This is a genomic window from Citrobacter sp. Cf132 (genome assembly GCF_030333885.1).
Classification (GTDB): Bacteria; Pseudomonadota; Gammaproteobacteria; order Enterobacterales; family Enterobacteriaceae; genus Citrobacter; species Citrobacter freundii.
Map to the genome: position 1 here is coordinate 52,631 of NZ_JAOWFA010000051.1, position 14,873 is coordinate 67,503.

The 14,873-nt window shown below is 54.6% G+C and carries 14 protein-coding genes; 7 read left to right on the top strand and 7 right to left on the bottom strand.

The genetic code is table 11. From position 1 onward, the window contains the following. Nucleotides 1-53 precede the first annotated feature (53 nt). From astE to astC, 5 genes are read right to left on the bottom strand one after another with little or no spacing between them, the layout of a single operon-like run. Nucleotides 54-1,019: a succinylglutamate desuccinylase gene (gene astE, locus OGV85_RS09025; protein ID WP_061548479.1), complete on the bottom strand. Its 966-nt coding sequence runs from the start codon at nucleotides 1,017-1,019 to the stop codon at nucleotides 54-56. Beyond that, a complete protein-coding gene (gene astB, locus OGV85_RS09030; RefSeq protein WP_177712163.1) occupies nucleotides 1,012-2,355 on the bottom strand; it encodes an N-succinylarginine dihydrolase in 1,344 nt (447 codons plus the stop codon). Before astB ends, astE begins: the two co-directional genes overlap by 8 nt. Then, complete coding sequence (gene astD, locus OGV85_RS09035) at nucleotides 2,352-3,830, bottom strand: succinylglutamate-semialdehyde dehydrogenase (RefSeq protein ID WP_061548481.1); 1,479 nt, start codon at nucleotides 3,828-3,830, stop codon at nucleotides 2,352-2,354. Before astD ends, astB begins: the two co-directional genes overlap by 4 nt. Beyond that, the gene (gene astA, locus OGV85_RS09040; protein ID WP_032936105.1) at nucleotides 3,827-4,861 is read right to left on the bottom strand and encodes an arginine N-succinyltransferase; all 1,035 of its coding nucleotides are present in this window, start codon (nucleotides 4,859-4,861) and stop codon (nucleotides 3,827-3,829) included. Before astA ends, astD begins: the two co-directional genes overlap by 4 nt. Next, nucleotides 4,858-6,078 (bottom strand): succinylornithine/acetylornithine transaminase, encoded by a 1,221-nt coding sequence (gene astC / locus OGV85_RS09045; protein ID WP_003840894.1) that lies wholly within the window; start codon nucleotides 6,076-6,078, stop codon nucleotides 4,858-4,860. The genes astA and astC overlap by 4 nt, the downstream gene beginning before the upstream one ends. Nucleotides 6,079-6,522: 444 nt before the next feature. Here astC and xthA point away from each other — a divergent pair, with 444 nt between their 5' ends. The 7 genes from xthA to OGV85_RS09080 all read left to right on the top strand — a co-directional run bounded on the left by xthA (nucleotide 6,523) and on the right by OGV85_RS09080 (nucleotide 13,641). Beyond that, complete coding sequence (xthA, locus tag OGV85_RS09050; RefSeq protein ID WP_003030642.1) at nucleotides 6,523-7,329, top strand: exodeoxyribonuclease III; 807 nt, start codon at nucleotides 6,523-6,525, stop codon at nucleotides 7,327-7,329. 223 nt (nucleotides 7,330-7,552) lie between these two features. Continuing rightward, complete coding sequence (locus tag OGV85_RS09055; protein ID WP_181522823.1) at nucleotides 7,553-8,209, top strand: TVP38/TMEM64 family protein; 657 nt, start codon at nucleotides 7,553-7,555, stop codon at nucleotides 8,207-8,209. Further along, a complete protein-coding gene (locus tag OGV85_RS09060; RefSeq protein WP_061548483.1) occupies nucleotides 8,206-8,904 on the top strand; it encodes a TVP38/TMEM64 family protein in 699 nt (232 codons plus the stop codon). The genes OGV85_RS09055 and OGV85_RS09060 overlap by 4 nt, the downstream gene beginning before the upstream one ends. Before the next feature lie 31 nt (nucleotides 8,905-8,935). After that, nucleotides 8,936-10,105 carry an ABC transporter substrate-binding protein gene (locus OGV85_RS09065; RefSeq protein ID WP_044712186.1) on the top strand — a complete coding sequence of 390 codons (1,170 nt, stop codon included), beginning with the start codon at nucleotides 8,936-8,938 and terminating at the stop codon, nucleotides 10,103-10,105. Continuing rightward, a complete protein-coding gene (locus tag OGV85_RS09070) occupies nucleotides 10,078-11,613 on the top strand; it encodes an ABC transporter permease family protein (RefSeq protein ID WP_061548484.1) in 1,536 nt (511 codons plus the stop codon). The genes OGV85_RS09065 and OGV85_RS09070 overlap by 28 nt, the downstream gene beginning before the upstream one ends. After that, on the top strand, nucleotides 11,613-12,245 hold the full coding sequence (locus OGV85_RS09075; protein ID WP_003030654.1) for an ATP-binding cassette domain-containing protein: 633 nt from the start codon (nucleotides 11,613-11,615) through the stop codon (nucleotides 12,243-12,245). Before OGV85_RS09070 ends, OGV85_RS09075 begins: the two co-directional genes overlap by 1 nt. An 88-nt stretch (nucleotides 12,246-12,333) precedes the next feature. After that, nucleotides 12,334-13,641, top strand: coding sequence for a sulfurtransferase (locus tag OGV85_RS09080; RefSeq protein WP_061548485.1), 1,308 nt, complete (start codon nucleotides 12,334-12,336; stop codon nucleotides 13,639-13,641). 44 nt (nucleotides 13,642-13,685) lie between these two features. On the opposite strand, the gene OGV85_RS09085 is transcribed toward OGV85_RS09080, so the two are convergent. Further along, on the bottom strand, nucleotides 13,686-14,309 hold the full coding sequence (locus tag OGV85_RS09085) for a CDP-alcohol phosphatidyltransferase family protein (RefSeq protein WP_003846635.1): 624 nt from the start codon (nucleotides 14,307-14,309) through the stop codon (nucleotides 13,686-13,688). Next, complete coding sequence (locus OGV85_RS09090; protein WP_003030660.1) at nucleotides 14,302-14,871, bottom strand: carboxymuconolactone decarboxylase family protein; 570 nt, start codon at nucleotides 14,869-14,871, stop codon at nucleotides 14,302-14,304. Before OGV85_RS09090 ends, OGV85_RS09085 begins: the two co-directional genes overlap by 8 nt. Between the last annotated feature and the right edge of the window lie 2 nt (nucleotides 14,872-14,873).

Consider the following 14,873-nt stretch of genomic DNA (forward strand, 5'->3'; position numbering starts at 1 on the left):
ACAGCACGCAAAAATAAGCCCTGAAGGATAAACCTGCAAGGCATATATATTTATCACATTTTTTGGAGCATCAGCCCGGCACGTAAACCACAGGCCACGTTGGGATTCGGAAAGAGAACGTATTCAACATTATGGGTGACAATAAAACGTTCATCACCGTCCTGCGCCAGCAAGGTTCCCTCTTTAAAAGGGGTAAAGTTGAGCGTCTGGTTATCCATATGGAGAATAAAATCATCGCTACGTCGCGTGATTTGCGACACTACGCGGTAGCGCAGCGGAGATGTTTCTCCCGTCGATACTCGCTCGCCTCGCAGCAACTGCGCCAGTGCGTCTGCCGTTTGCGCAAACTGGGACAGATCGTTTTGTCCAAACGGCAGCGCTTTACCGAGTTCCAGCGTACAGGCCAGTGCGCCAAAATGTTCAGCGCTAAAATGGGTGAACGTACCGCCAGGCGCCTGATGGAAGACCAGCGCCTCCAGTCCCGCATCCCCCAGCCATTCAAGAAAACCCTCATCCCAGGCAACGTTGCGTTGTGGCAACACGCCAAAGCGCAGATGCTGTGAACCGCGAATCGCGGTGTGTAGATCCAGATGCCAGCGTGCTGGCTCTTTCGCCCGCGAATAAAAATCCTCCAGACACAGCTCAAGCTCATGGGCTCGGCGCGTTTCTTCACTCGCGGTAAAAATCTGCCACCGGCCGCAAAACATACGATTCAGGTCGCTATGACAATACCGTTTTCCCGCAGCAAGCGCCTGCGGGTTTCCCAGAATCACCAGTAGCCGCCATGTTAGTACCAGCTCGCCGCTAAATAACCTGGACAACAATGAGTCGAGTATCTCTACTGGCGCGGTTTCATTGCCATGGATCCCCGCAGACAGCACCAGAGAATGTTCAACGGGTGCAAGCGGCGTCAGTTCCAGAATTCCGTGACCGATCCACTGCCAGTCAAAACCATGAGTGGTTCCTTGCATTTTTTCTGGAGTGGCGCCTGCGAGCGTGATAGCCAGAAAGTTATCCATGGCGCGGCCACTCCTGCTGGAAAGGATACACAGAGCCGAGGTTAAGCAATTGCGTCAGCGTATCCAGCGCTTCACGCCCCTCGCGCAACAGCTGTGGGTCGGCAAGGTCGGCAGCGGTAAGACGATCGCGATAGTAACGGTCAACCCAGTTATTCAACGTGTTAAACAGCATATCGTTCATGATAACCGCCGGATTCACCACCTGCTGTTCCTGCAAGGTGAGCACCACTCTCAGGCGCAAGCATGCCGGACCGCCGCCGTTGGACATACTTTCACGCAGATCGAATACCCGCAGATCATCGATCGGATTGTCTTCCTCGAGAAGACGGTTCAGATACCGCCACACACCAGCATGCTCCCGGCACTCCTGCGGCAGGACCAGCATCATCGAACCGTCATCACGACTCAGCAACTGACTGTTAAACAGATAGGTGGTCACCGCATCCTGCACCGAAACTTCCGCAGTCGGGACTTCCAGCGGGGTAAAACCTGCCACCTGGCTACGCAACTGCTCTAATAACGCCTGCTGTCTGACAAACGCTTGCTGATGACAAAACAACACCTGGCGATTCGACACCGCAATCACATCGTTATGAAACACACCAAGATCGATGACATCCGGATTTTGCTGAGCAAAAATACACTGATGCGGGTTAACCTGATTCAGTCGTGCGACCGCCTCACTGGCCTCACGGGATTGCCTTGCCGGATAGCGCTTCGGCTGGGATGCATTGCCTTCTTCACGACCGTAAACAAATAGCTGTACACCGGGATCGCCGTAATCTCCACCGAGGCGGTTATGGTTTGCCGCCCCTTCATCACCGAAAAGCGCAACCTGGGGTAACGCACCGTGGACAGCAAAACTATTCTCATCACGGAAAATCGCCCGTAGCAAAGCTTCGGTAGTAGGCGCTTCCAGCGAACGGTGGAACTTATTATTCAGATTCGCCACCGTCAGATGCACTTTCCCGTCCAGCGAATCTGCTGAAGGGCAAACCGTTGCCGCATTCGCTACCCACATAGGCGATGCGGAGCTGGCACTGGAGAGCCAGTGAGGTGCCTGACGCGCCACTTTCTCCAGCACCTGTTCGTCACTGCCGCTAAAACCCAACTGACGTAGAACCGGAATGAAAGGCCGCTCGTGGGGGGGGATCACCGCCTGAGGAAAACCCGCATCCGCCAGCGCTTTCATCTTTAGCAGACCTTGCTTCGCCGCCAGACGCGGGTTCGACACCTGAAATCGATGTTTGGTTGAGGCCTCATTACCAAATGACAATCCAGCATAGTGGTGAGTCAATCCCACCAGGCCATCAAAATTTACCTCACGGGCTTTCATAGATTATCCTCGCGAGAAAAATCCAGCCCGGGGCTAAGCGCCGTTGGCAGCGTTAAGACCGGTGATTCCAGACTTGCCATCGGCCAGGCGCAATAATCTGCGGCATACCACGCGCTGGCGCGATGGTTCCCGGAAGCGCCAACGCCGCCAAACGGTGCGGTACTCGCAGCGCCGGTTAACGGCTTATTCCAGTTGACGATCCCTGCTCGAGCCTCCAGCAGTAGCTGTTCAAACTGGCCGCGATCGGGCGAAACTAACCCACACGACAGTCCAAAGCGGGTGTTGTTCGCCACACGAATCGCCTCATCAAAACTGTCATAACGCCATACGCCAAGCAGAGGGCCAAAAACCTCTTCATCAGGTACGTTCGCCGCCCCGGTCAGTTCAATGATTCCAGGGGTCAGCAGTGACGTTCCGGCTTTCACCAGACGTGGCGCCAACAGCGTACGTCCCCCCAACGACGCCAGACGCTGCCAGGCATCATAGACATGCTGCGCGGCCTGTTCGGAAATCAGTCCGCCCATAAACGGCTGCGGTTCCGCATCCCAGTTGCCGGGCATTAAACGCTGACTAACCTCCACCAGACGCGTCAGGAACGCATCACCCTGCGCGCCTTTTTTTACCAGCAGGCGGCGGGCACAGGTACAGCGTTGTCCGGCGGTGACAAATGCGGACTGAATGGTCAGATGTACCGCGGCATCAATATCCTCCGGATTCTCAATAATCAGCGGGTTATTACCCCCCATCTCGAGGGCGAGGATTTTTTCCGGTTGACCGGATAACTGCCGATGCAACTGATAACCGGTATTGGCACTGCCGGTAAACAGCAGACCATCAAGGTCTTCCAGCGCACTCAGCGCCTGCCCTGTTTCACGTCCGCCCTGCACCAGGTTCAGCACGCCCGGCGGCAATCCCGCCTGTTCCCACAGCTTAGTTACTGCTTCACCGGTCCACGGCGTCAACTCGCTGGGTTTGAAAATCAACGTATTGCCTGCCAGCAATGCCGGAACAATATGGCCATTGGGTAAATGACCAGGGAAGTTATACGGACCAAAAACTGCCAGCACGCCGTGTGGGCGATGGCGCAACGTTGCCGCGCCATCCGGTAGTTCACTGTGCTGCTCTCCGGTACGGGCATGGTAAGCTTTGACGGAGATGGCGATTTTATTGATCATCGCCGTCAGTTCAGTCGCAGCTTCCCAGCGCGGTTTGCCGGTTTCCCTGGCGATAATCTGGGTTAGCTCGGACTTATTGCTTTCCAGCAATGAAGCAAACTTTTCAACAATCGCCTGGCGTTCGCTGAAGGGCTGTTTAGCCCAACCGACAAAAGCTGCACGCGCAGCCTGACACGCTTGCGTCACCTGCGTGGCATCGGCATCATTGCCGTGCCACAGCACATCACCACCTACTGGGTTGGTTTTCACCCGACGCTCGCCCAGTCCCGCCACCCAGTCACCGTTTATCCATAGTGTCATGCTGTTTTCTCCTCTGCACAAAGACGCACAAAACGTACATGGTCGCCCGCGTGGCATTTCAGGGCATCCAGTTGTGCCGCCGTCAGTACCAGACGTTGGGTATCCGGGTCTGCGCGAACCAGCATGACGCGGAAGTTTTGATAGTTTTCATTGGCAACCAGACAGGCCGGATAATCGCCGATTGCTGGCTGACCTTCCGCCACTTCCACCAGCCTGCTTTTACGAATCGCCCGCACCCGGTCAATATCGCATTCCAGCGTCGGCCCGCCGTCGAAAATATCGACATAGTTGCGATAGCGAAAGCCCTCTTTCTCCAGCACCGCCCGCGCGGGCGCCGTTTGCGGATGTACCTGACCAATCACGCTTTGTGCTTCATCAGACAGGAAATCGGTGTAAATAGGATGCTTGGGCATTAATTCAGCAATAAACGCTTTTTGCCCTGTTCCGCAGAGAAAATCCGCCCGGCTGAACTCCATTGAAAAAAAGCGTTTGCCGAGGCTTTGCCAAAACGGCGAGTAACCGTGTTCATCGATCACGCCGCGCATCTCAGCCACGACCTTCTCATTAAACTTGTCACGAAACGCGGCCATAAACATAAAGCGCGATTTTGACAACAAATAGCCGTTGCCTTCTTTTCGCCAGTCCGGATCGAGAAACAGCGTACAAAGCTCGCTGCTACCCGTGTGATCGTTACTCAGAAACAGCGTCGGCAGCGCGTTATACACATTCAGCTCTTTCGAGGCGTGGACCAGTGTGCCGACCCGATAGTTGTACCAGGGATCGTTAAGCCCGACTGCCACCTCGATGGCGCAAATCCCGGCCACGGTTCCGCTGGCGCTGTCTTCCAGCACAAATACATATCCCTGCTCACTTTTGGGCAACTCACCGCGCCAGGTTTGTAGCGAACGTTCGATACGCGCCATCAGCGTCGCTTCATTCGCCGGTAGCGAGGTCAACCCACCGCCGGTCTTACCGGCAAGCTGCATCAACGCGGTGATATCAGCACGTTCAATGGGACGAATCACCATCATGATGAACCTCCTGCTTTAATGCGTTCGCAGGCCAGCGCAAAGCGATCAAGTCCGGTGGCGACTTCTTCTTCGCTGACATTGAGCGCTGGCGCAAAACGCACCACGTTAGCGCCAGCAATCAGTACCATCACCCCGGCAACAGCCGCTTCTTGCGAGATGAGTTTCGCTTTCCCGGCAAATTCCGCGTTCAGCACGCAGCCGATCAGCAGCCCGAGTCCACGAATTTCACTAAACAGTCCAAAACGTTCGTTAATGGCGTTAATACGCTCCACAAACCAGTCGTGGCGCTGTTTTACTCCGTTGAGCACTTCCGGCGTGTTAACAATTTCCAGCAGTTTACCCGCCACCGCCGTCGCCAGCGGGTTGCCGCCGTACGTTGTACCGTGCGTACCCACCGTCATCACACTGGCGCAATGCTCTGTCGCCAGCAGCGCGCCGATGGGGAAACCACCGCCCAGCGCTTTAGCTGTCGTCAGCAGGTCCGGCGTAACGCCGTAATGCATATAGGCATACAGCTCGCCAGTACGGCCAACCCCGGTCTGAACCTCATCAAAAATCAGCAGCGCATTATGGCGATCGCATAATTCACGCAACCCCTGCAAAAACGCGTTTGTTGCCGGCACCACGCCGCCTTCGCCCTGGACAGGCTCGACGATGACCGCACAGGTCGTGTCATCAATCAGTTGGCTGGCAGAATCGAGATCGTTATACACGGCATGGCGGATATCCGGCGGCAGCGGCGCGAAATCCTGTGAATAGGCGGGCTGACCGCCGGCGCTGACGGTAAACAGCGTGCGGCCATGGAAGGCATTTTTAAACGCCACAATCCCGCTCTTCTGACTGCCAAAACGATCGTGGGCATATTTACGCGCCAGTTTTAGTGCCGCTTCGTTGGCTTCTGCGCCGGAGTTACAGAAGAAAATGCGCTCGGCGAAGGTGGCGTCAATCAGCTTTTTCGCCAGACGCAATACCGGCTCGTTGGTGTAGCCATTTCCGGTATGCCAGAATTTGCTCGCCTGGTCGTTTAATGCCTCGCGCAATGCCGGATGGGCGTGACCCAGCGCGTTAACCGCAATGCCTCCCGCGAAATCGATATACTCTTTACCCTGCTGATCCCACAGACGTGAACCTTCACCCCGCACCGGAATAAAAGGGGCCGGAGCGTATACAGGCATCATCCATTCATCAAAATTTTCACGCGTAATTGACAGAGACATAGCGACCTCAACGGTAAATAAAAGGTTATTTATATGTTAATAAATATAGTGTTTGCGGTGTAAATGTAGATTGCAGGGTTCGTGCCAGCCAGCGAAAAAAGTGCATAAACGGAGGGCGAGAACGGAATATCAACAGGTTACAACGTGACGATATTCACTATACGTGCATATAAAGTGAATATGTTTGCGCATCAGGTGACTAAACAGAGGAAAAAACGCAGTTTTATTCAGTCGCCAAATATAATTCTGGAATTGTGATCGTATACGAAATTTTTCGGAAATTATTGCTCCATTCCGACGCGCTTCGCGCCAAAACGGTGCAGTTTTTGCTCCATCGTTAACACCATTAGCAATCATTGTTGGAATCAGGTGACAAGAAGCAGTCAGTCTGCAGAAATTCTGCTACCATCCTTGCACTATTCATCTTGCAAAGTGGCAGTGACTATGAAATTTGTCTCTTTTAATATCAACGGCCTGCGTGCCCGTCCCCATCAACTGGCAGCCATTGTCGAAAAACACCAACCGGATGTTATTGGCTTACAGGAGACAAAAGTCCACGACGATATGTTCCCTCTCGAAGAGGTAGCAAAGCTCGGTTACAACGTCTTTTATCACGGCCAGAAAGGCCATTACGGCGTCGCGTTGTTAACGAAAGAAACGCCAATTGCGGTACGTCGTGGCTTCCCGGGCGATGACGAAGAAGCGCAGCGTCGTATCATCATGGCAGAAATTCCGTCCCCTCTGGGCAGCATCACTGTGATCAACGGCTATTTCCCGCAGGGCGAAAGCCGCGACCATGAAACTAAATTCCCGGCCAAAGCCGCGTTTTATCAGAACCTGCAAAACTATCTTGAGACAGAGTTGAAGCGCGACAATCCGGTATTGATCATGGGCGATATGAATATTAGCCCAACCGATCTCGATATCGGCATTGGCGAAGAGAACCGTAAACGCTGGCTGCGTACCGGAAAATGTTCCTTCCTGCCGGAGGAGCGTGAGTGGATGGAACGCCTGCTGGGCTGGGGTCTGGTGGATACCTACCGTCACGCAAATCCTGAAAAGAATGACCAGTTCTCGTGGTTTGATTACCGCTCAAAAGGCTTTGACGATAACCGTGGCCTGCGTATCGATCTGCTGCTGGCGAGCAACCCATTGGCGGAACGCTGCGAAGAAACCGGCATCGACTATGAAATTCGCAGCATGGAAAAACCGTCCGACCATGCGCCGGTATGGGCTAAATTTCGCGTCTGACCTTCTATGTTTTTTTACTCTCCGGGCCCGGCCTGGAGAGTGTGTTTATTTGGTGCAAAATCAATAAAGCAACGGTAATTCATTGTTGTAGTCGGAATTTTACTATATCTTCGCGCGCACTTTTCGCTGATGAAAATGCTCCATTGCACTCGGTTTTACAGGAGAACCCCCATGAAAAAGAAGTTCGCATAAAGCAGAATACCGGCTGCTGATTGTCGCGGTCCTGTTCTGCGTTCTGGCGGGAGTTTTCCATCATTATGGTCTGACCGACCTGATAACCAATTTCCATCATTTGCAAGACGTCATCCGCCAAAGCGGTATGTTCGGCTATACGCTTTATATCCTGCTGTTTATTGTTGCTGCGCTGTGTCTGATCCCCGGCAGCATCCTGGTGATCGTCGGCGGTGTGCTGTTTGGCCCCGTGGCAGGGACGCTTATCTCGTTAGTGGCAGCAACCGTGGCCTCGTCGCTGTCGTTTTTGCTGGCTCGCTGGCTTGGACGGGATCTGCTCCTGAAATACGTTGGGCATACGACAATGTTTCAGGCTATCGAAAAAGGTATTGCCCATAGCGGAGTTGACTTTCTGATCCTCACCCGGCTCGTGCCGCTGTTCCCTTATAACATTCAAAATTACGCCTATGGGCTGACGGCTATTCCGTTCTGGTCATTTACCGTGATATCTGCGGCAACCACTTTACCAGGCATTTTTATTTATACGCTGATGTCGCACGAACTGGCCAGCGAAGGAATTAGTTGGGCATTTATCGGTAAGCTCAGCGTGGCGGGGCTGGCGTTATTCGCCCTCGTTCAGGCAGCCAAAGCCTGGGCCCGGTATAAGTATATCGATCCGTCAGCTCCTCACGAGTGCGCAGATAAATGATAAAACGACGCATCCATTACTACCGCGCAGGAGTGATAATCCTGCTGCTGCTCGCGCTGATAGCGTGGGTGTGGATACCTGGCGTGAGCGATTTTCTCCACGCCAGCCTGGCGGCATTTGCCACGCTCGATCAGCATGCAATTGAGAATTTTATTCGTTCTTACGGAACTCAGGCGGCGGTCGTTTCATTCTTCCTGATGATCTTGCAGGCCATCGTCGCCCCGCTTCCCGCTTTTGTGATCACCTTTGCCAACGCCTCGCTGTTTGGTGCATTTTGGGGCGGCATATTGTCCTGGTGCAGCGCAATGGCCGGCGCGGCGCTGTGCTTTTTTATTGCCCGCGTTTTAGGCCGTGGCGCGGTGGAGAAACTGACCGGAAAAACGGTGTTGAACAACATGGACGCTTTTTTCGAGCGTTATGGCAAGCACACCATTCTGGTCTGTCGACTGTTACCTTTTGTACCGTTCGATCCGGTAAGCTACGCAGCAGGCCTGACCTCGATTCGGTTTCGCCATTTTTTCATCGCCACCGGTATCGGTCAGTTACCCGCCACTATCGTCTATTCATGGGCGGGTAGCCTGTTAACCGGCGGTACATTTTGGTTTGTAACCGGCCTGTTCATCCTGTTCGCTCTGAGCGTAATAATTTCAGTGGCGAGAAGCCTTTATCTTGAACATCAGCGAAAAAAAACCTGAGACTTCCCCCATTTTTAGCCATGGAGATACTATGCGTTACTGCTTATTGTGCCTGAGTTTAATGCTCTGTCCGCTGGCGACGTTTGCCCAGGACGACGGCTGGCAACAAATCAAAAATGATGCCCGCGGTCAGACGGTGTGGTTCAACGCCTGGGGTGGCGACAATGCAGTTAACCAGTATCTCGATTGGGTTAGCGGCGAGATGAAAACGCACTATGCCATTAACCTGAAAATCGTACGTCTCGCAGATGCCGCCGACGCGGTAAAACGTATCCAGACAGAAGCAGCATCCGGGCGAAAAACCGGGGGTTCTGTCGATTTATTGTGGGTTAACGGCGAAAACTTCCGCACTCTGAAAGAAGCCGGGCTTCTGCAAACTCAGTGGGCGCAAACGCTACCTAACTGGCGCTATGTTGATACCCAGAAACCGGTGACCGAAGATTTCTCCGTTCCAACGGAGGGAGCTGAATCACCGTGGGGCGGTGCCCAACTCACCTTTATTGCCCGGCGCGATCTCACCGCGCAGCCGCCGCAATCTCCGCAAGCACTGCTTGAATTTGCGCAGGCGCACCCTGGCACGGTGACCTATCCGCGCCCGCCAGACTTTACCGGCACGGCGTTTCTGGAGCAGTTGTTAATATCGCTCACAACCAAACCACAAGCATTGAAAGTTGCGCCAGATGCAGCGACATTCGCCGACGTTACCGCGCCATTGTGGCATTATCTTGATACCTTGCACCCTGTACTTTGGCGTGAAGGCAAAGATTTTCCGCCCACGCCAGCACGAATGGATGTACTGCTCAATAGCGGCACCCTGCATTTGTCATTGACCTTTAACCCTGCCCACGCGCAGCAAAAAGTAGCCAGCGGCGAATTGCCTAAAAGCAGCTACAGTTTTGGTTTCTCACAGGGCATGCTCGGCAACGTGCACTTTGTTGCCATTCCGGCGAATGCCCGCGCCAGCGCCGGAGCAAAAGTCGTGGCAAACTTCCTGCTTTCGCCCGAAGCACAACTGCGTAAAGCCGACTCAACTGTCTGGGGAGATCCTTCGGTGCTTGATCCACAAAAATTACCTGTCGAACAGCGTGATGCGCTGCTGGCGCGGATCCCACAAGGACTCCCTGCCGTTCTGCCGGAACCGCATGCTGCCTGGGTAAACGCTCTGGAACAAGAATGGCTACGCCGCTACGGTACGCATTAATTTTGCTACTCTGGGCCATCATGGCGGCAGTTTATCTGCCGTTGGTGCCAGCGGCTTTCTCTCTGATAGCGCCAGCCCTTAGCCTACCCCATTGGCTGGCTCTCTTTGCCGACCCTCAACTTCCGCAGGCGTTACTGGCGACACTTGTTTCCACAGGACTGGCTGCCGGCGGCGCGCTAATCATCGCGCTGCTGGCGATCCTCGCTTTATGGCCCGGTGCAGGCTGGGCGCGACTAAGCACCCGTCTTCCGTGGCTGCTGGCGATCCCGCATGTTGCCTTCGCCACCAGCGTGCTGTTGTTTTTTGCCGAAGGCGGTAAAATCTGGCAATGGCTACCGTTCCTCAGCCCACAACCAGACCGTTACGGCATTGGGCTTGGCGTGACGCTGGCGGTGAAAGAGAGCGCTTTTTTGTTATGGATCCTCTCGGCTCTACTGAGTGAAAAACAACTTTCGCAGCAGGTTATCGTGCTGGATTCGCTGGGTTACAGCCGACTGCAATGCCTGAACTGGCTGGTACTGCCCGCTATCGGCCCGGCATTAGGCAAAGCTATGCTGGCGATTGTTGCCTGGTCACTCTCCGTTGTGGATGTGGCAATCGTCCTCGGCCCCGGAAATCCGCCAACACTGGCCGTATTGAGCTGGCAATGGCTCAGTCAGGGCGATGTCGAACAGCAGGCGAAAGGCGCACTCGCCAGCCTGTTGCTGGTGCTGTTACTCCTCATTATCGCGCTGGTGAGTTATCTGTTGTGGCGCGCCTGGCGACGTACTATCCCGGCAGTAAATGGTGAACGCCTGCATTTTTCACCTATAACAATCGCACGCCCGCTGGTACAGATCTTGCCCGTCAGCGGTGTGGTATGCACGCTTGTACTGGCGCTTATCGCCAGCTATTCCTCACTAAACCACGAGGCGCTCAGCAATAGCCTGCAGCTAGGGCTTCTTTCCAGCGTGTTAGCGCTACTGATACTTTTTGTCTGGCTGGAATGGGGCCCACAAACCGGGCACCGCTGGGTCTGGCTACCGCTCATTTTGCCTGCGCTACCATTGGTAACCGGACAATATCTGCTGGCGTTATATGCCGGACAGGATGGACTGATGACGACCATTATCTGGGGCCACCTGCTGTGGGTGATGCCCTGGATGCTATTTGTGCTTAAACCGGCCTGGCAGCGCATTGACCCGCGATTAATTTTGATTGCACAAACGCTGGGCTGGTCGCAGGGGCGGATATTCTGGCTGGTGAAATGCCCGCAGCTGGTGCGCCCGGCATTGATTGCCTTCGCGGTTGGCTTCTCGGTCAGTATCGCCCAGTATATGCCGACGCTGTGGTTAGGTGCCGGACGCTATTCCACTCTGACCACCGAAGCGGTGGCATTAAGCAGCGGCGGTAGCAGCGAGATTCTGGCAACACAAGCGTTGTGGCAGCTTCTTCTACCACTGCTCGTTTTCGCACTCGCAGCCTTTCTCGCCGCGTGGATTGGCCGCTTTCGACAAGGACTCCGCTAATGCTCATTGTGCAAAACGTTTCGTTGTACCAGGGTGCGACTGCGCTGCTGAAGAACGTTACCTTTCAGGTGGACAAAAGTGACATTGTCACGATTATGGGGTCTTCCGGCAGCGGAAAGTCTTCGTTGTTTTCGTGGATGGTCGGGGCGTTGTCGCCTCAGTTTCAGGCATCAGGCGAGCTGTGGCTCAACGAACGACGCGTTGACGCGCTGCCTACGGCGCAGCGCCAGATTGGCATTCTGTTCCAGGATGCGTTGTTGTTTGACCATTTCAGCGTTGGGCAGAATTTACTGCTGGCCCTACCTGCCAGCCTGCAGGGTTCCGCCAGACGACATGCGGTGGAAAGTGCTCTCGCACGCGCTGACCTGGCCGGTTTTTATTCGCGCGATCCGGCGTCGCTCTCCGGCGGACAACGCTCGCGTGTCGCCCTGCTCCGCGCGCTACTGGCGCAGCCCCAGGCACTGTTACTTGATGAACCCTTTAGTCGGCTGGATGCGTCGCTACGCGACACCTTTCGCCAATGGGTCTTCACCGAGGTGCGTAAGCTAGGGATCCCGGTAGTACAGGTGACCCATGACGCGCAGGACATTCCGCCTGCAGGCCGCGTACTTCAGATGGAAAACTGGGCGTGAATGTGGCGATATGCTGCGTTAACGCAAGGTTTTTACGTAACCGGCGGCACAGAATGTCGTCCTCTTTTTTTCAACGTCGGGCTATTCGATGAAACGTGTTTCTCAAATGACCGCGCTGGCACTGGCTTTAGGGCTCGCTTGCGCTTCTTCCTGGGCTACTGAAACAGCACAGACGCTCACCCTCGACCAGTTACAGCAAAAGCAAGGCGCGGCGATCGATACCCGTCAGAGCGCTTTTTACAACGGCTGGCCGCAGTCGCTTAATGGTCCTTCAGGACACGAACCTTCCGCACTGAACCTGTCTGCCGCCTGGCTCGACAAGATGAATGATGAACAACTCAGCGCCTGGGTTCAGTCACATCAGTTGAAAACTGATGCGCCAGTAGCGCTGTATGGTAGCGATAACGACATACAGGCTGTCAAAGCCCGCCTGCAAAAAGTTGGCTTTAACCATATCTCCACCCTCAGCGATGCGCTTACGGACCCAGCCCGCCTGCAACGTCTGCCGCACTTCGAACAGCTGGTGTACCCGCAGTGGCTGAACGACCTGCAGCAGGGTAAAAACGTAACCGCTAAACCGGCGGGTGACTGGAAAGTGATTGAGGCCGCCTGGGGCGCGCCGAAGTTGTATCTGCTCAGCCACATCCCTGGTGCGGGCTACATTGATACCAACGAAGTTGAAAGCGAACCGCTTTGGAATAAAGTTTCCGACGCGCAGCTCAAAGCGATGCTGGCGAAACACGGTATCCGCCACGACACCACGGTGATTTTATACGGTCGCGATGTCTATGCCGCCGCTCGCGTGGCGCAAATTATGCTGTATGCAGGCGTGAAAGATGTTCGTCTTCTCGACGGCGGTTGGCAAACCTGGTCCGACTCAGGTTTACCGGTCGAGCGCGGCACTCCGCCAACGGTGAAACCAGAACCTGATTTCGGCGTGAAAATCCCTGCCCAGCCGCAGTTGATGCTCGATATGGAACAGGCTCGCGGTCTGCTGCATCGCCAGGATGCGTCTTTGGTGAGCATTCGTTCATGGCCAGAATTTGTCGGTACCACCAGCGGCTATAGCTACATTAAGCCAAAAGGTGAGATTGCAGGTGCACGTTGGGGCCACGCAGGCAGCGACTCCACGCATATGGAAGATTTTCATAACCCGGATGGCACCATGCGCAGCGCGGATGACATCGCCGCCATGTGGAAGCAATGGAATATCCTGCCGAATCAACAGGTCTCTTTCTATTGCGGTACCGGCTGGCGCGCTTCAGAAACGTTTATGTATGCCCGCGCGATGGGCTGGAAAAACGTCTCCGTCTACGACGGCGGCTGGTATGAGTGGAGCAGCAATCCAAAAAATCCGGTTGCCAGCGGTGAACGGGGCCCGGACGCCAGTAAGTAAGATTGTCATTATTGCCGGATAAGCATATCCGGCAACGCAATACGCTACGCCTGACGCTGGACCGCTTTCAGTGTCAGGTATCCGCTCCAGATCCGGGTAAACGTCGTCATCCAGCACAGCGCGCCAAAGACCCACGCCATCACGGCAAAATATTCCGGGAACAGACAACCCAACACAAATAGCAAAATCGTCTCAGTACCTTCGGTCAGTCCCCCCAGATAATAAAACGATTTATGCGCGTAGCCCGGGTTATCAATTTGATGTTTCGCCGCCAGCGCGGCAAAGGCCAGAAAGCTGCTGCCGGTTCCCATAAAGGCGAACAGCAGCCAGCCGCCAGCCAGCGAGTTAGCCGCCGGATCGGCGAGCATAAAACCGAATGGCACTAAGGCGTAAAACAGAAAATCGAGCGTGATATCAAGAAATCCGCCTGCGTCGGTTAGCCCTCTGCGCCGCGCCAGAGCCCCATCCAGCCCATCAAAAAGCCGATTGAGCACAATGACCGCCAGCGCTGCCAGATACCAGCCTAACGCCAAAAATGGCAAGGCCAACACGCCAATGGCAAAACCGACCAGCGTAAGCCCGTCCGGGGTAATCGCCGGTTTATCAATAATGCTTACGCAGCGATGCAAAAGCGGTTTTAATCGCGGATGAATATGACGATCAAGCATGCGGGCGTCCTTTAAAGCTGTCGCACAGCCCCTGGGAAGGAATATCGAGAGCAGCATTAAAACGCGCAGAGAGATTTTGAAACGCAATCAGCGCGGTCATTTCCGTAATGGCATCATCGGTAAAATGCTGCTTCATCTGCGCTTTCAGCGCATCATCAACCTGTGGAGGCGTTGCGGTCACCGCATCGGCATAGGCCAGAGCTACTTGCTCTTCTGCGCTAAATAGCGCCGATTCTTGCCAGTTGGCAACCTGTAAGACTTTATCCAGCGCGCCACAGCGTTCAGCCAGCCGTAAACTGTTGGCATCAACGCAGAAAGCGCAGTGGCACACCTGAGAAACGCGGGTCATCAACAGCGCGCGCATCACCGGCGTTAAGCGCGCCTTTTTACGCTCCAGAAACCCGACAAACAGCGCCACCAGCCAGAACAGAAACGGCATTCGCCCCCACCAGCGCGTGGGATGCAGCACATCGCCATAATGTTTTTTCTGCGTAGCAACGAGCGGTTTTAGACTGGAAGGGATACGCGTTAACGGCTTTACCCACGACTGAGGTTCGTTCAACG